This window comes from Pseudarthrobacter enclensis (assembly GCF_030811655.1).
GTDB lineage: Bacteria > Actinomycetota > Actinomycetes > Actinomycetales > Micrococcaceae > Arthrobacter > Arthrobacter enclensis_A.
Genome location: NZ_JAUSRE010000003.1, coordinates 22,434 through 38,361, shown reverse-complemented (window position 1 = coordinate 38,361; position 15,928 = coordinate 22,434). Strand labels below are relative to the sequence as shown.

The 15,928-nt window shown below is 64.1% G+C and carries 19 protein-coding genes; 9 read left to right on the top strand and 10 right to left on the bottom strand.

Translation table 11 applies throughout. From position 1 onward, the window contains the following. Nucleotides 1-18 precede the first annotated feature (18 nt). From J2X98_RS03515 to truA, 8 genes are all read left to right on the top strand, one after another. Nucleotides 19-954 (top strand): P1 family peptidase, encoded by a 936-nt coding sequence (locus J2X98_RS03515; RefSeq protein ID WP_307304322.1) that lies wholly within the window; start codon nucleotides 19-21, stop codon nucleotides 952-954. A gap of 171 nt (nucleotides 955-1,125) precedes the next feature. Further along, nucleotides 1,126-1,347: a translation initiation factor IF-1 gene (infA, locus tag J2X98_RS03510; protein ID WP_009358723.1), complete on the top strand. Its 222-nt coding sequence runs from the start codon at nucleotides 1,126-1,128 to the stop codon at nucleotides 1,345-1,347. Between the two features lie 71 nt (nucleotides 1,348-1,418). Next, nucleotides 1,419-1,532 (top strand): 50S ribosomal protein L36, encoded by a 114-nt coding sequence (rpmJ, locus tag J2X98_RS03505; RefSeq protein ID WP_009358722.1) that lies wholly within the window; start codon nucleotides 1,419-1,421, stop codon nucleotides 1,530-1,532. A 184-nt stretch (nucleotides 1,533-1,716) separates the two neighbouring features. After that, nucleotides 1,717-2,091: a 30S ribosomal protein S13 gene (rpsM, locus tag J2X98_RS03500; protein ID WP_003803743.1), complete on the top strand. Its 375-nt coding sequence runs from the start codon at nucleotides 1,717-1,719 to the stop codon at nucleotides 2,089-2,091. Nucleotides 2,092-2,149: 58 nt separating this feature from the next. After that, complete coding sequence (rpsK, locus tag J2X98_RS03495) at nucleotides 2,150-2,551, top strand: 30S ribosomal protein S11 (protein WP_009358720.1); 402 nt, start codon at nucleotides 2,150-2,152, stop codon at nucleotides 2,549-2,551. Between the two features lie 129 nt (nucleotides 2,552-2,680). Continuing rightward, on the top strand, nucleotides 2,681-3,691 hold the full coding sequence (locus tag J2X98_RS03490) for a DNA-directed RNA polymerase subunit alpha (protein WP_009358719.1): 1,011 nt from the start codon (nucleotides 2,681-2,683) through the stop codon (nucleotides 3,689-3,691). Nucleotides 3,692-3,759: 68 nt separating this feature from the next. After that, nucleotides 3,760-4,332, top strand: coding sequence for a 50S ribosomal protein L17 (rplQ, locus tag J2X98_RS03485; RefSeq protein WP_307304319.1), 573 nt, complete (start codon nucleotides 3,760-3,762; stop codon nucleotides 4,330-4,332). Between the two features lie 32 nt (nucleotides 4,333-4,364). Further along, nucleotides 4,365-5,270 (top strand): tRNA pseudouridine(38-40) synthase TruA, encoded by a 906-nt coding sequence (truA, locus tag J2X98_RS03480; RefSeq protein ID WP_307304315.1) that lies wholly within the window; start codon nucleotides 4,365-4,367, stop codon nucleotides 5,268-5,270. A gap of 158 nt (nucleotides 5,271-5,428) precedes the next feature. Here the strand turns inward: truA and J2X98_RS03475 are convergent, their stop codons facing one another. After that, complete coding sequence (locus tag J2X98_RS03475; RefSeq protein WP_307304311.1) at nucleotides 5,429-7,096, bottom strand: sensor histidine kinase; 1,668 nt, start codon at nucleotides 7,094-7,096, stop codon at nucleotides 5,429-5,431. Between the two features lie 254 nt (nucleotides 7,097-7,350). Here J2X98_RS03475 and J2X98_RS03470 point away from each other — a divergent pair, with 254 nt between their 5' ends. Further along, the gene (locus tag J2X98_RS03470) at nucleotides 7,351-8,136 is read left to right on the top strand and encodes a response regulator transcription factor (protein ID WP_141942648.1); all 786 of its coding nucleotides are present in this window, start codon (nucleotides 7,351-7,353) and stop codon (nucleotides 8,134-8,136) included. Nucleotides 8,137-8,147: 11 nt separating this feature from the next. Here J2X98_RS03470 and J2X98_RS03465 read toward each other — a convergent pair whose 3' ends face one another. From J2X98_RS03465 to J2X98_RS03425, 9 genes are all read right to left on the bottom strand, one after another. After that, on the bottom strand, nucleotides 8,148-8,660 hold the full coding sequence (locus tag J2X98_RS03465; RefSeq protein WP_307304309.1) for an Hpt domain-containing protein: 513 nt from the start codon (nucleotides 8,658-8,660) through the stop codon (nucleotides 8,148-8,150). Nucleotides 8,661-8,754: 94 nt separating this feature from the next. Further along, nucleotides 8,755-9,639, bottom strand: a complete 885-nt coding sequence (locus J2X98_RS03460) for a type II secretion system F family protein (RefSeq protein ID WP_307304307.1) — start codon at nucleotides 9,637-9,639, stop codon at nucleotides 8,755-8,757. A 7-nt stretch (nucleotides 9,640-9,646) separates the two neighbouring features. Next, entirely contained in the window at nucleotides 9,647-10,579 is a 933-nt protein-coding gene (locus tag J2X98_RS03455; protein ID WP_307304304.1) for a type II secretion system F family protein, read from the bottom strand. Nucleotides 10,580-10,589: 10 nt separating this feature from the next. Continuing rightward, nucleotides 10,590-12,074, bottom strand: a complete 1,485-nt coding sequence (locus tag J2X98_RS03450; protein WP_307304301.1) for a CpaF family protein — start codon at nucleotides 12,072-12,074, stop codon at nucleotides 10,590-10,592. Then, nucleotides 12,074-13,270 carry an AAA family ATPase gene (locus J2X98_RS03445; RefSeq protein ID WP_307304300.1) on the bottom strand — a complete coding sequence of 399 codons (1,197 nt, stop codon included), beginning with the start codon at nucleotides 13,268-13,270 and terminating at the stop codon, nucleotides 12,074-12,076. The genes J2X98_RS03450 and J2X98_RS03445 overlap by 1 nt, the downstream gene beginning before the upstream one ends. Then, the gene (cpaB, locus tag J2X98_RS03440) at nucleotides 13,267-14,022 is read right to left on the bottom strand and encodes a Flp pilus assembly protein CpaB (RefSeq protein WP_307304295.1); all 756 of its coding nucleotides are present in this window, start codon (nucleotides 14,020-14,022) and stop codon (nucleotides 13,267-13,269) included. The genes J2X98_RS03445 and cpaB overlap by 4 nt, the downstream gene beginning before the upstream one ends. Nucleotides 14,023-14,064: 42 nt before the next feature. After that, a complete protein-coding gene (locus tag J2X98_RS03435; protein ID WP_307304292.1) occupies nucleotides 14,065-15,096 on the bottom strand; it encodes a Tad domain-containing protein in 1,032 nt (343 codons plus the stop codon). After that, nucleotides 15,084-15,473, bottom strand: a complete 390-nt coding sequence (locus J2X98_RS03430) for a TadE/TadG family type IV pilus assembly protein (RefSeq protein ID WP_307304289.1) — start codon at nucleotides 15,471-15,473, stop codon at nucleotides 15,084-15,086. The genes J2X98_RS03435 and J2X98_RS03430 overlap by 13 nt, the downstream gene beginning before the upstream one ends. Nucleotides 15,474-15,566: 93 nt before the next feature. Continuing rightward, a complete protein-coding gene (locus tag J2X98_RS03425) occupies nucleotides 15,567-15,791 on the bottom strand; it encodes a Flp family type IVb pilin (RefSeq protein ID WP_307304286.1) in 225 nt (74 codons plus the stop codon). Nucleotides 15,792-15,928 lie beyond the last annotated feature (137 nt).

Below are 15,928 nucleotides of genomic sequence, written 5' to 3'. Positions count from 1 at the left end.
CGGAGGGACAATGGGGGCATGGGAACCATTGCCGACGTACCGGGTATCTGTGTGGGGCATGTGCAGAACGACGCTGACGGCTGGTTGACAGGTGTCACGGTGGTCCTTGCGCCGCAGGGCACCGTGGGCTCGGTGGATGTCCAAGGCGGCGGACCGGCCACGCACGAAACCGATGCGCTGGACCCCACTACCCTGGTCAGCAAGGTGGATGCGGTAGTGCTCACGGGCGGCAGCGCCTACGGCCTCGCGTCCGCCGCCGGTGCCCAGCGATGGTGTGAGGAGCACGGCCGCGGATTTCCGGTCCCCGGCGGGGTGGTGCCCATCGTCCCCGCCGCCGCCATCTTCGACCTCGGCAGGGGCGGCGACTTTTCCGCACGCCCGACGCCGGACATGGGCTACGCTGCAGCCGCCGCCGCTGCCGCACAAAAGGAAGGGCGCGACGTCGGACGCGGCAACGTGGGTGCCGGCACCGGAGCGCTCATCGGCAGGGGGCAGTTCAAGGGGGGCGTGGGAACCGCATCGGTCACCATGGAGAACGGGTTGGTAGTCGGAGCCCTCGCCGTAGTCAACGCGTTGGGCCTGCCGCTGGGGTCAGCTGCGCCGGACCCGGCCGGCCGCGCTGATCCCGCGCCACTGAACACCACCCTTGTCGTGGTGGCCACGAATGCCGTTCTTGACGTGGCCGAATGTAAAAGGACTGCCTCGGCCTCCCATGCCGGGATCGCGCGGGCGTTAAATCCTTCCCATACGCTTGCCGATGGGGATACTGTTTTTTGCCTTGCAACCGGGACCTTGGGACTCGACCGTTCGGACGAGGCTGCCCGGCAGCTCAGCCTCATTACCCTGCAAAGCGCGGCAGCCGACGTCGTACGTTTGGCGATCCTTGACGGCGTTGCCAGCGCGGAAGGCATCATCACTCCTGCCGGTGAATATGGTGCATACCGCACCGCGTAGGCTACTATGGCCGATTTAACTTTTACCGGCCAAGAGGGTAGTGTTGTTTGTTGGTTGTCTGGACTGCCACGCCCTTTTGGGCCTGGAGCCGGCAATCGATCCAACAAAAACGTTCGTGGTCATGCCCGGTGCAATCCGGCGGGGCTGCGGCAACAACAGTTAGCGGAGGGTATGGCCAAGAAGGACGGGGTCATTGAGATCGAAGGCGTTGTGACCGAGGCGCTGCCTAACGCGATGTTTCGCGTTGAGCTCACCAACAAGCACATCGTTCTGGCACACATCTCTGGAAAGATGCGTCAGCACTACATCCGAATCCTCCCCGAGGACCGCGTAGTGGTGGAGCTGAGCCCGTACGACCTCACCCGTGGTCGTATCGTCTACCGCTACAAGTAAATTGCTGGGCGGCGTCAGTTCGAACTGGCGGCCGCTCCAGTTGACCAAACTGCTACACGCAAAGGAATGCCATGAAGGTCAAGCCGAGCGTCAAGCAGATCTGCGAAAAGTGCAAAGTGATCCGCCGTAATGGCCGGGTCATGGTGATCTGCGAGAACCCGCGCCACAAGCAGCGCCAGGGCTAATTTCCTTCCCTGAAGGAAATCCTGGGTTGCTAACCCACGCAAGTAAATAAAGGCAGCACAAGCTGATCTGGAACATTGAGCTCGAAAGAGTCCGGACAGCTAACCCCCGGTCGGAGGCTGGGGCCGCACGGACCGTGCGGGTGTACTGCCTACGACCTCCGGTTTATCAAGGAGTACTGCCACTATGGCTCGTCTCGCTGGCGTAGACATTCCCCGCGAAAAGCGGCTGGAAATTGCGCTTACTTACATCTACGGCGTGGGCAAGACCCGTGCACACGAAACCCTGGCTGCCACGGGCATCAGCGCTGACGTTCGCGTCAAGGACCTGACTGACGCCCAGCTGGTTGAGCTGCGTGACTACATTGAAGGCAACTACAAGGTTGAGGGTGACCTTCGCCGCGAAGTAGCAGCTGACATCCGCCGCAAGGTTGAAATCGGCAGCTACGAAGGCCTGCGCCACCGCAAGGGCCTGCCCGTACGCGGTCAGCGTACGAAGACCAACGCACGTACCCGCAAGGGCCCGAAGCGTACCGTCGCCGGCAAGAAGAAGGCCCGCTAAAAATCCCGTCCGGGATTTTTGACGGAGCTTTCCCCAATAACTTTCTGTAGGAGAAAAAATGCCCCCGAAGACTCGTGGCGCGGTTCGCAAGCCGCGTAAGAAGGACAAGAAGAATATCGCGCTTGGCCAGGCGCACATCAAGAGCACCTTTAACAACACCATCGTTTCCATCACGGATCCGACCGGCGCTGTTATTTCCTGGGCTTCCTCTGGCGAGGTTGGCTTCAAGGGCTCGCGCAAGTCCACCCCGTTCGCTGCCCAGATGGCTGCCGAAGCCGCTGCCAAGCGTGCGCAGGAGCACGGCATGCGCAAGGTAGACGTTTTCGTCAAGGGACCGGGTTCCGGACGCGAAACCGCCATCCGTTCGCTGCAGGCCGCTGGCCTCGAGGTTGGCTCCATCCAGGACGTCACCCCCGCAGCCCACAACGGCTGCCGCCCGCCGAAGCGCCGCCGCGTCTAATTCTTTCCGCAGCAGGAGCTTGCCCGGACCAGCGATGGTCCGGGCAAGCCCAGCGCGTTAAGTCTTCAGACCGAATTTCCACCACCTGTGTTGCGTCATATAGCGGATGCTCGCCGAAAGGAAACCTAAGTGCTCATTGCACAGCGCCCCACCCTCTCCGAAGAGGTAGTCTCCGAAAACCGTTCGCGTTTCGTCATTGAACCGCTGGAACCGGGCTTCGGCTACACCCTCGGAAACTCCCTCCGCCGTACCCTGCTCTCCTCCATCCCCGGTGCTGCCGTAACCAGCATCCGGATCGATGGTGTGCTGCACGAGTTCACCACGGTTCCGGGTGTCAAGGAAGATGTCACCGAGATCATCCTGAACATCAAGAACCTGTCGGTTTCCTCCGAGCACGACGAGCCCGTCGTTGCCTACCTGCGCAAGCAGGGCCCCGGAGTCGTCACCGCCGCGGACATCGCTCCGCCGGCCGGCGTCGAATTCCACAACCCGGATCTGCACATCGCCACGCTGAACTCGAAGGGCAAGTTCGAACTCGAACTCACCATCGAGCGCGGCCGCGGCTACGTTTCGGCAGCTCAGAACAAGTCCGGCGACGCAGAGATCGGCCGCATCCCGGTCGACTCCATCTACTCGCCGGTGCTGAAGGTTACTTTCCGCGTGGAAGCAACCCGTGTTGAGCAGCGCACCGACTTCGACAAGCTGATTGTCGACGTCGAGACCAAGCAGGCCATCGCCCCGCGCGATGCCGTCGCTTCCGCAGGCACCACCCTGGTGGAACTGTTCGGTCTGGCCCGTGAGCTGAACACCGCAGCTGAAGGTATCGAGATCGGCCCCTCGCCCACCGACGCTGCCCTGGCAGCGGACATGGCACTGCCGATCGAGGATCTGGACCTCACCGTCCGTTCCTACAACTGCCTCAAGCGTGAGGGCATCCACACCGTGGGTGAACTCGTTGCCCGCTCCGAGGCTGACCTGATGGACATCCGCAACTTCGGTGCCAAGTCCATTGACGAGGTCAAGGCAAAGCTGGTTGAACTGGGCCTGTCCCTCAAGGACTCGCCTCCCGGTTTTGACCTCGCAGCACGCGCCGCAGCAATCGAAGAGGACGACGCCGCCTTCGGCGACGACGAACTCTAAACCAGACCTTGGCCGGCGGGCAGTACCATGGTGTGCCGCCCACGGCTTCCACATGAGGAGAAACAATTATGCCTACCCCCACTAAGGGTCCGCGCCTCGGAGGCGGCCCGGCTCACGAGCGCCTCATGCTCGCGAACCTGGCAGCATCCCTGTTCGAGCACAAGCGGATCACCACCACGGTCACCAAGGCCAAGCGCCTGAAGCCGTACGCAGAGCGCCTGGTGACCTTCGCCAAGCGTGGCGACCTCGCTTCCCGCCGCCGCGTGCTCGGCCTGATCAGCAACAAGGGCGTCGTCCACGAGCTGTTCACCGACATCGCGCAGGCAGTGGAGAACCGCGACGGCGGCTACACCCGCATCACCAAGATCGGCAACCGCAAGGGCGACAACGCTCCCATGGCTGTCATCGAACTGGTCCTCGAGCCGGTTTCCGCCAAGCAGGCCGTCGTAGCCGAGGCTACCCAGGCTGCTGCCAAGGCTGCTCCGGCCGCCGAGGAAGCTCCCGTTGAAGAGGCTCCGGCCGCTGAGGAAGCTGCTGCAACCGAAGAGGCACCTGCTGCTGAGGAAGCTGCAACCGAAGAGGCACCCGCCGCTGAGGAAGCTGCCGAAGCTCCCGCAGCCGAGGAGAAGGACGCGAAGTAATTCGCTGATTTCCTTCGCATAGACTTAGGTCTGTGAACCACCAAAAACCCGCGGCCCCCGTTCCAGGGGGCGGCGGGTTTTTGCGTATCCGGCTCGATCTTTCCTACGACGGCGGCCCGTTCAGCGGGTGGGCAGTGCAGCCAGGGCTGCGGACCGTCCAAGGCGTCCTGGAGGAGGCGATCCAGCTCCTGGTGCGCCGGGCGGTGCGGGTCACCGTTGCCGGCCGCACCGACGCGGGCGTCCACGCGCGTGGCCAAGTGGTCCATCTGGACCTCACTGAAGCCGAGTGGCTGGGACTGCCGCGCGGGCACGAGCTGGATCCCGCCGTCGCCATGCTGCGCAGGCTCCGCGGGGCCTTGAACCGCGCCCTGGGGGACCTGCCCGGGGCTGTCGAGGTGCATGCGGTTACGCTTGCTCCAGAAGGTTTCGACGCCCGCTTCTCGGCCCTCTGGCGCCGGTACAGCTACCGCATCGCGGACGGACCGGCCCTGTGGGATCCGCTGGAGCGGTACTTCACCCTGTGGCATAAGAACCCATTGGATGTTGAGCTGCTCAACCAGGGGGCGTCGCAGCTGCTGGGCCTGCAGAACTTCCTGTCCTTCTGCAAGCCGCGCGAAGGGGCCACTACCATCCGCGAGCTGCAGCGCTTTGAGTTCCGGCGCGGCGAGGACGGCGTCATCGTAGCCACCGTCCAGGCTGATGCGTTCTGCCACAACATGGTCCGCGCGCTGATCGGATCAGCCCTGTACGTGGGGGAGGGAGCCGTGGAGCCTGGCTGGTTGTACGAGCGGCTCCTCCTGCAAAAGCGGGACGCGAAGTCCGTCCTTGCCGCCCCGCATCCCCTGGTGCTGGAGGAAGTGGCGTACCCTTCGGACGGCGAACTGCTGGCCCGCGCCGAGCAAACCCGGGCTGTCCGCGATTCGCCGGCCGCACCCTAGCCTCACAGGTTCGGCCAGGGCACCCTGCGGGCGTGGACCGACTCATCGACTGCGCCCCACCGGCTCCCAGCCCTCGCAAGCTCGGGCCGGGGCCCTCGCCGGCGTGGGCCCGCTGCCGTTTTGGGGCCTGAACGACAGTTACTCAACAATGGATGGTCCTAGAACGCCGGCGGAGGACCTTCTGCCGGCAGCGTCACCGTGAAGGTGCTGCCCTGGCCCTCGCCGCTCTCGCACATGATGCTGCCCCCATGCCGCTCCACGATCATTCGGGTGATGGAAAGTCCCAGCCCTGCCCCCGGAATGGCTGCCCTCCGGGCAGATTCGGACCGGAAGAAGCGGTTGAAGGCCTTCGCGGCGTCCTCGGTGGACATACCCATCCCGGTGTCCGTAACGCTCAGCCGGACCCACTGATTGTCTGCCCGGGCGCTGATACTGACCCTGCCGCCGTCGGGGGAGTACTTGATGGCATTGGACACCAGGTTGTCCAGCACCTGTCCTATCCGCAAGGGATCGGCGTAGGCCCACAGCGGTGACGGGACGTCCGCGGCGATCTCCACATGGGACCGCTCGGCCGAGGCCTGGGCGGAGCTCAGGCTGGTCTCCACCAGGCTGGCCAGGTCCGTGCGCTTGGGGTGGACGTTCAGCGTGGCGGAGGCGGAGGTGGTGAGGTCGGCCACCATGTCCAGCAGCCGTTCAGCGTTGCGCTGCACCACCAGCAGGCGCCGGGTGATGTGGGGAGGCAGGAGTTCGGCGTCATCCAGCACAAGGTCCATATTCCCCACGATCGAGTTCAGGGGGTTCTTGAATTCGTGCGAGACGTTGGAGACGAGTTCCTGGTTGGCAGCAAGGGACTCCACCCAGCCGGTCACGTCGCTGTAAACCACGACTGCGCCCGTGAGGCGGCCACCTTCGCTGACCAGCGGGCGCGCGGCGGTGGACACGGCGCGCTGGTCCGGGCCTTCGCCCGCCCAAACCAGGTAGTCGGCGAAGGACTCCCCGGCCATGGCCCTGCTGATGGGGCGCCGGTCCGGCGGAAGAAGGGTGACGCGGTCCTGGCCAAAAATCAGCTGGTGTCCCTGCCCGGGAATGGCCTCATCGGCGCCCGTGGCGCGGCGGAAGTTGCGCTGCCTGCTGTTGGAAACCAGGAAGTGCCCGGAGCGGTCGACGGCGGCAATACCTACGTCCGTAGCGTCCAGCACGGTTTCAAGAAGCTTCTCCCGTTCCCGGCTGGCGGCCAGAAGGTCCCGGAGTTCCCGGTCCTTGTCCGCCAATTCAGCCTGCTGCTGGCGGAGGCTGACGCTGGCGAAGCGGATGGCCAGCGGCACGGCGAGCATCATGAGGGGAAACAGGACTGCGCTGGTGATGTCCCCGGCGGTGACGGCAGGGAAGTCTTCGGCCACTGAGGGAAGCATGATCAGCAGGGGGCCCAGGAAGCTGAGCACCAGGCTGCTGCGGGCCAGCATGCCGGAGGCAGAGAGCCAGATGACCGGGAAAACCACCAGCACTGCGAGGCCCGGCAGGAGGGGCGCCGCCCCGTTTCGCAGGAGCCCGATGGCGACGAAGTCCAGGACCGGAATCAGCAAATATGGGCGGTGGGCCAGACGTTCCCACGGGACCAGGAAGCAGCCAAGGAACAGGATGGCGTGCAGGACGATCCCGGCCAGGTAGAGCGGGCTGTGGGTGAGGGAAGGCCACGCAAAGGGGGTGGCAACGGCAATTGCGGCCACAAGGAGCGAAAGGGGGAGCTGGCACAAAACCACCTGGGCGCGCGTCCCCAGCCGGCGGAAGATGCGGCCGGGTCCACGGCGGAACAACGGCTCGGCCATGTTTTTGACTCGTACCCCTTTACGTCTGGAAAGCAAGCGCTGCCAAGGTTATCCATTACCCAGTAGTTGCCCTGGACAACCAGCGTTTCCTTCGGATATTGCACATGTCTTGTCATAATAATTGACTTTTCAATTTCCGGGGCCGATTGGGGTGTCATCAGCCCGGCTTACTAGTAGCGTATAAATGGTTGGAGCGGGAGTGGCATTGGCGCTGGGCCAATGGGGGGCCATCTCCGCCTGGCGCAGGGATAGTAATGGACGATCTTGGTGTAGCTGTAGTCATCGAAGATGATGCCGATGTGCGTAACCTCCTTGAAGGAGTGCTGACGCAGGCAGGCTTCGAAGTGCATACAGCAGTTGATGGGCGCTCCGGGGTTGAGGTGGTTCGCGGCAAGCAAGCCAACGTTGTGACGCTGGATATCGGTTTGCCGGATATTGACGGGTTTGAGGTTCTGCGGCGGATCCGGAATTTCAGCAACGCCTATGTGGTGATGCTGACCGGCCGGACCGACGAACCTGACCTGCTGTCGGCGCTCAATGCCGGGGCGGACGATTACATTGCCAAACCTTTCCGCCCCAGGGAACTGCGGGCGCGGGTGGCGGCGATGATGCGCAGGCCCCGCCATGAAGCGGACGGACAGGAACCGTCTCCTGCACAGCGGGGACCAGGGCAGGCGCCTGCGGCCCACCATCCCGAACCCGGGGTCCTTCAGCACAACGGTCTCCTGCTGAACCACCGCACCCGCACGGTGGAAGTCAAGGGTGAGCCGCTTGGCCTGACGCGCAGCGAGTTCGACCTGCTCCACGTGCTGCTGAAGGGCGGGGGCGCGGTGTGCACCAGGGCGGACCTGGTGCGCGCGGTCCGCGGTGATTTCTACGACCGGGACACCTACATCAGCGAGGCCGACGAGCGTGCCGTGGAGGTCCATGTGGGAAACCTGCGGCGCAAACTCAAGGAGGACCAGCTGTCGCCGCGGTGGCTGCAGACAGTCCGCGGTGTGGGCTACCGCCTGGCGCCGCGGCGTCCGGACGACGCTTAGGGGCTGCCCCCTTACGGCGCACACGTTCCTTCTGCCGTGCCGCTGGCCGTTTCCAGGATGTACGTCGCCTGCAGCTCGGAAACAGTCAGGGCGCCGTCCTGGGCTATATCCGCCATCATGGCCTGGCTCCGGGCGAAGTCGCCCTGCCGGATCAGGCCTTCGAGGAGTTCGGCGAGCCGGGCCAGCCGTATGCCGCCCACCATGGCGGAGCTGATCTTGAGGCTGATGACAGCGTCCAGGGCGGAGGCTTCATCCTCGCTGTCCACGGCTGTTCCCAGCCGGGCCAGGCGGACGTCCCACATGGCGGCGTAGTCGCGGGCGAAGCGGCGGGCCAGTCCGGATCCTGCCAGTTCGTCTTCCAGTTCATCCAGTACGGCAGCATCAATGAGCGGCAAAAGTCCGGCCGCTTCCAGGGAATGGACCTTGCCTGGGTCCGAAGTTGGCGGGGCTGGCAGAGTGACCCCGGGGAGCGGTGAGTCCGCAGCGGGGCTCTTTCCGCTGGTGCCGGGATCTGGACTGTGCATTGTTCAAGGCTACTTCCTGGAATTCCTTCGCGGTTCAATTTCTGATCATTCTGTGTAAACCTTGAGGCAACCTTGCCGCCCCCCTGCGTATCCCTTAGTGGCCGCTGAAGGTCATCACCGCGTTGATGACTGCCGGTCCCAGAATGGCGATGAAGAGGACCGGGAAGATGAAGAACAGCAGCGGGAAAAGGATCATGACGGGAAGCTTCATGGCCTTTTCTTCAGCGCGTTGGCGCCGTTTGACGCGCATGACCTTGGCCTGGACACGCAGCACCCGGCTGATGGCGATGCCGTAGGTATCGGCCTGCACCACGGCCTGCACAAAGCTGCGCAGCTCCGGGATGTTGGTCCGTTCGGCCAGGGCGATGTACGACTCCCTGCGGCTGCGTCCCACCTGCATGTCCTGCAGCGTGCGCACAAGTTCCTCCGCGAGCGGACCCTTGCCGTTCTCGCCTGCCCGGGCCATGGCCCCCTCGAAGCCCAGCCCGGCTTCCACCGAAATCAGCATCTGGTCCAGCGTGTTGGCGAGTTCCAGCTGCATGGCCTTCTGCCGCTCCTGGCCTTTGCTGTACAGGAGCAGGTCCGGGATGAAGTAGCCCAGGACCAGGACGAAGATCCCGGCGAGTTTCATGATCGGCGAGCTGCCAATGGAGGTCAGATAGAGGCCAATTGCCGCCCCTGCCACGCCAAGGCCCAGCTTCGATCCCAGTACCTTGCCCAGCGGCATTGAGGCGGGCCGGCCGGCAAGGGACAGCAGCCGGTCGAGGAAGGCCACATACGCCGGGGGAGTAAGCCGCCGTCCGATTCCTTCCAGCAGGCCGGCGTTGGAAGCGGGGGCGGCGGTAACGGGCGGGGCGCCGCGGGAGAGCAACTCGGTCACAGCGAGGCGCCCCTGTTTGTCCACGGTGAGCACGGACCAGGCCAGCAACCCCACAGGTACACACACCAGCAGCACGGCGAGCAAAACGGTCAGGTTCATGGCGTCCTCAGAACTTCAGGTCGATGATCTTGCGCATCCACAGCGCGCCGATGGTCATGAGGACAAAGGAGGCGCCGATCATCACCCAGCCCAGCGGGTGGGTGAACATCGCGTTCATGTAGTTGGGGCTCACGGCCAGCAGCATGGCCACAATGCCGAACGGCATGGCGATCAGGATGTAGGCGGAGAACTTGCCTTCCGCGGCCAGGGCCTTGATGTGGCCCTTGATTTCGGTGCGCTCGCGGATCGTTTCGTTCACCTGGTCCAGCACCTCGGCCAGGTTGCCGCCCACTTCACGGTTGATCTGGATGGCCTGGGAGATCCAGACGAAGTCCTCGTTCTTCATCCGCTCCGCCGTGTCGTTGAGGGCGGCCAACAGGTCCCGGCCCAGGCTGGTTTCGGTGATGACCCGCCGCATCTCCTCGGACGTCGGCTTTTGGGACTCGGCGGCAGCGGCGTCGATGGCGCGCAGGATGCTGTGGCCGGCCCGCAGGCCTCCCGAGAGCAGCTGCAGCGTGTCGCCCAGCTGGCTGTCGAAGGCGGCGCGGCGCTTGCCGGCCAGGAAACCGAGGACGAGTTTGCCCACGAATGGTGCCAGCAGGGCCAGCAGCAGTCCCATGACGGGACCCACGGTGACCACACCCACCAGCAGTCCCACGCACGCGCCGATGCCCACGAGCAGGAAGAATTCCGCCTGGCTGAGGCGGAGGCCGGCGTGTTCCAGTTCCGCGCGGGAAAACAGTTTGACGTTGCGGCCGCCGAGGACACGTTCGAAGGACCTCACCCCGGACAGCGCCAGGCGGGAGAGCGAGGACGGGGGTTCGGGTTCAAACGGACGACGGCGGTCCAGCGGCACCGAGGGGGCGCCGGGCAGGAGCACGGCCACACCGAGGAGGCAGATGGCTGCCAGGAGGATGACGCTGCCGAGGGCGATGAGCATGGCCGCGTCCCTACTTGCCGCCGGGCGTCAGTGATCCGGCGAATACAGCGGGGGAGACATGGATGCCCAGGTCCTCGAACCGGTCGATGAAGCGGGGCCGGATCCCTGTGGCCACAGGCCGGCCGAGGAAGCGTCCATGCGCGTCAACGCCTGCGGAGTAGTCGAAGACGAAGGCGTCCTGGAGTGTGACAATGTCGCCTTCCATGCCCTGGACCTCCGTGACGTGGGTGATGCGGCGGGAGCCGTCGCGGAGCCTGGAAATCTGGACGATGAGGTTCACGGCGGAGGCGATCTGCTCGCGGATGGCGCGGAGCGGGAGGTCCATGCCGGCCATCAGCACCAGGGTTTCGAGGCGGGCCACGGCGTCGCGGGGTGAGTTGGAGTGCACGGTGGAGAGGGAGCCGTCGTGGCCGGTGTTCATGGCCTGCAACATGTCCAGCGATTCCCCGCCACGGACCTCACCCACCACAATGCGGTCCGGCCGCATACGGAGGGAGTTGCGGAGCAGCTCGCGGATGGTGACTTCACCCTTGCCCTCCGTGTTGGGCGGCCGGCTTTCCAGCCGGACCACGTGTTCCTGCTGGATCTGCAGTTCCACGGCGTCCTCGATGGTGACAATGCGTTCGTCGTGCGGCAGGAAGGAGGACAGCACGTTCAGGAGCGTGGTTTTGCCCGTGCCCGTACCACCGGAGACGATGATGTTGAGCTTGGCCTTCACGCAGGCGTTCAGCAGCTCGGCCATCTCCGGCGTCAGCGTGCCGAAGTCGATGAGGTTGCGGACCGTCAATGGGGTCTTGGAGAACTTTCGGATGGTCAACGAGGAGCCGCCCACAGCCAGCGGGGGGATCACGGCATTGACACGCGAGCCATCCTCCAGGCGAGCGTCCACCAGCGGAGATGACTCATCGATGCGGCGCCCCACCTTGGACACGATCCGTTCGATGACCTTGCGCAGGTGTTCCTCGGAGCTGAAACGGGACTCGGAGAGAGTCAGCTTGCCTTTGCGTTCGACGTAGATCTGGTCCATCCGGTTAACCATGATTTCCGTGACGGCGGGATCGTCCAGCAGGCGTTGGAGGGGGCCGTAGCCCAGCACATCGTCGGCGACGTCCTGGACCAGCCGGGTGCGCTCCTCGGGCGTCAGGGGCACCTGTTCGGCGTCGATGATGCGGGTCAGTTCCTTCTTGGCGGTGCTCCGCAGCTCCTGCTCGGTGACGGCGGCGTCGTTGAAGCGGGTACCCATGCGTTCGAAGAGGGCGGTTGCCGCCCTGTCCTTCAGGGCTGCGAAGACGTCCACCCTGGGGGCCGCAGGCACCTGCTGCATGCCGTCGTCGTGCGTTGGTTGTTCGACGGCGGCATGCGCCGGAAGGTACCGCTCCGGACTTTCCGCGGCGGACGGCGGCGGCGCCGGGAGGGGAGCATCGAGCAGCGCCGTGCCGGCACCGGCTGCCTGGGTACGGTTCTGGACCGCGTTGATGCGTTCAGAGAGTTTCATCAGATAACCACCCTTCGGTGAAGCTTCCGCTGGGCCTGCGTGCGCCACGCCGGGTTGAAGCGCTCCACCAGCTGGCGGAGGCTTTTGACGGCGGGGTCTTTCTTGGATTCCTGGAGGAGGGGTATGCCGCGGTTGGTGGACCGGGCCACGGCGCGGGAGCGGGGGACGCTGACGTCCACGGGCGCGCCGATGGTGGATTCGACGTCCTGCACGTTCAGGCCGGTTTTGTTGTCCGCCATGTTGAGGACCACGTGGCGGGATTCGGGCATGATCTCCAGCTGGCGGAGCACCTCCAGGCCGGAGCGCAGGCCACGGAGGCTGGGGATGTCCATGGCGCTGACCCAGACCACGTCCGTGCACTGTTCCATGGCGGCGAGGCCGATTTCCGGCATGCCGGGGGCAGTGTCGACCACCACGTACTGGAACTCCTGGGCGAGCTGTTCGAGCAGGCGGCTGACCTGGTCCGGGGTGATGTGGTCCGCGTCCACGGGGTTTGGCGGGGCGCACAGGGCGTAGATGCCGGCGGGGTGGACGGTGAGGAAGGCCTTGAGGACCAGGGAATCCTGGGCGGCGGCAGGAGTGACGGCGTCCGTCACGGTGTGCTCCGGATTGAGGTAGAGGCCGGACGCGACGTCGCCGAACTGCAGGTCCAGGTCCACGATCACCACGCTCATGGGTGCGATCTGGCCCAGGCCGATGGCGATGTTGGTGGCCAGGGTGGTTTTGCCTACGCCGCCCTTGGGGGAGAAGACGCCGATTACCAGGCCCTTGGTGTTTGCTTCCGCCTGCTGTGCATCGGGGCTGCGGTGCCTGGTGGCGAAGGACTGGCAGGCACGTTCCAGCAGCACCCTGATTTCCGCCGCGTCCGCCTGCGGGCTGAGAATGTCGCGGACGCCGGCGCGCATGGCGTGGAGGAGGAACTCCGGCTGGACGTCACTGACCAGGACCAGGCTGAGGCCCGGGAGCTGGACGTCGAAGACCTTGGCGAACCGCAACGCCTCTTCATAAGGAACGTCGGGTCCAATGATCAGGACTTCCGGCTGCTCCTGGTTGAGGAGGCCGAAGAGTTCCGCCGGGCCTGCCGGAAGGATGTCCGAGGCGATGGTCTGGACGCTGCCGCGCAGGCCGTTGGCGACGGCGGCGCGTAGCTTCTGGTCAAAGTCTGCGTTGGGGGAGAGAAGGACGAAGCGGCTCATTTGTACACGTTGTCCTTCCTGGCGATGAACGGGCCGTTGTCCTGGGCGTCGAGGGGTTCCTTGGTGAGCCAGAGGTCGCCGTTGTTGGAGGAGTAGATGATTTTCGCGGCGTCGATGTCATTGACCGCCACTGTCACCATGAAGGATCCCTGCGGGAGTGTGGTGTCTTGAGGGTTTGTGCCGTCCGTGGGCTTTGCTGTGGCTGACGGCTGGGGCGCTCGCTGGACGGCGGTGACCAGGGCCTTGCGGATGGTGAGCTGGGTGGTTGGATCGCCTGCCTTGGTCTTGTCTGCCCCGGCTGTGAAGTTAAGCGCGATGCCTACGTGGTCGCCTGCTTCAAGGCGGCCTCCAACCACCTTCTTTGGCTCCAGCTCGAACGTGACTTCCTGAAGGCCTGCGGGCACCTTTACTGAGCCGCTGGTCTTAACATCCGCGGGGTCAACCAAGCGTTCCTTCAGGAGCTGTTCGCCGGGGACGAGGTCGACGGCCGCCACCTTGCCGGCCGCGTCGTCGAGGTTTTTCAGGGCGGTCTTGGAAACAGCGGTGGCGGGAACCTGCTGCACTGCCACAGAGGCCCTCACGACATCGAGGGACGAACCTGCCGGGACAGCCTTGGTGACCACCAGGACGTCAGTTGGATCCATATCCTTCATGGCCCTCTGATCGGCACCCTGGGCATAGGTGACGATGAGGACCGCTCCGATGATGGCCAGCACTATTGCTGATACACCGGCCAACATACGAGACTTCACTGACTTCTCCTGTTGCTCTGAAAACCACTTGACGGGGTGGGGCTAGCTGCTGAGGACGACGACGGTAGCGCCGTCCGGATTAACGGGGCCCAGGGTGTAACCGTTGGCCAGGGAGACGTATTTGACGAAGGTTCCGATGATTCCGCGGCATGGCTCTTTGCACTGCAGCGCGGCAGGTACGTCCGGCGTCCTGTTGCGGAACGTGTACGGCAGGCCTGTCGGACCGAATTTCCAGCCGGCGACTTTGAAGGCGGCGAAGGTGGTGAGGCCGAAGATGGCATTGGTGCCGGTACCGGTGACGGCATTGAAGATGGGGATCAGCACGATGACGTCTTTTCCGGCTGTCATGTCCGCCGCCCATGAGTTCAAGAGGGTGTCGCAATAGGGCGGCGGATTGTTGCCGGTATCGCCGCCGGCGGTGCTTTTTGAGATGTCGATCGTGGCACCGCAGGCATTGGGGTCCTGCTTGAGTCCGCCGAAGCCGCCGTCCACTGCAGCACCGGAGGGTCCGTAGTTGCAGGAGGGGTTGGCTCCTGTTCCATGCATCTGCAGAAGTTGCATGACTCCGTATTGGCCGCGGACCTGGCAAATCGAAATGGTGATGGGGAAGGCGGCCAGACCTTTAGTTGGGCTGCCCCACTGGACGGACGCGGGCGCATTGACCTCCGTGGTGTTTAGTCCCAGGGCGCGTGCGAAGAAGAGTGACACCTGGTTTGGAGTGTGGCCCGCTTCCTGGGACGCGACTGTAACGGTCACTTTGCGGTTGGTCTTGTCGAGCACCACGGACTTGAGGTTGCTGAGGCTGTCATTGGCATTGTTGTTCGCCAGGTTCGCAGCCAACGTCGACGTGGGCGAGCAGTCCGGGTCTGTCAGGTTGCTGGCACACTTTTGGGCGATTGCCAGGGCGGCGGCGTCGGCTCCGTTATGCAGTTGGGTGCGTTCTGAGTACATCATCGCCACGTCCACAGCCATGGCACCAAAGCCGAGGAGGACCACCAGCATCAGTGCGACAATGACGCTAACAGCGCCGCGTTCGCCGTCGTGCGTCCTTTTAGTCAGGTTCAGCCTCCGCACAGCATGGCTCCCTGGCCGGTCATGCTGAAGGGGCCCGCTATTCCTGTCAGGGTGGACAGCGAGTACGTGATGGTCACGGACATGCGGTTCCCGGACGCGCAGGTCGCCGTACCCGTGTCAAGGTTCTTGAAGGTGATGTTTGAATCAACTAACACTGGATTGAGGGAAACTGCGGTGTTCTTGGCTGCTGTTCGTGAGGCCGCTGGATCATTGGAGATGGCCATAACCCGCACACCTTCACGCGCGGCTGCTGATAACGATGCTTGGGTGTTGTAAACCCGGCTGAATTCCATGATTCCCAAAAGCAACATGACTAGGACAGGCACCACGATCGCGAACTCGACAGCAGCAGCGCCGCGTTCGGATTGGCGATTCATGGGTGTGCCTCTCGTTTGCATACGCTCCGTTACTGAAACGCAAGTGGCGGCGATCCAAATGCCGCCGCCACCACGTTTGGAAAGCCCTGACGGTTACTTGGAGCAGCTGCCTGCGAGGGCGGTGGTCGTCGCCGTCCATGTGCCGCCCTTGACGGAGCAAGCAGTGCTATTGAAGAGCTCGGTGAGGTTACCACCAAGCAGAGTGACGGCGACGATGATGGCAACAGCAATGAGGGCCACCATGACGCCGTATTCAACGGCGGTTGCGCCCTTTTCGCTGCGAAGGCGGACCGAGAGGTTGGTGTAGAGAGAAAGCATTTTGACTCCTGTGCGAGACGGATAGGCTGGCCCAGCACCAGCGCTTCAACGAAGTTAGCAACGCTTGATACGACATTGATGGGATCTTGCAACATCCTGCGCAAAGCCTTTACGGCGTGCCTGTTCGCTGCGCATTT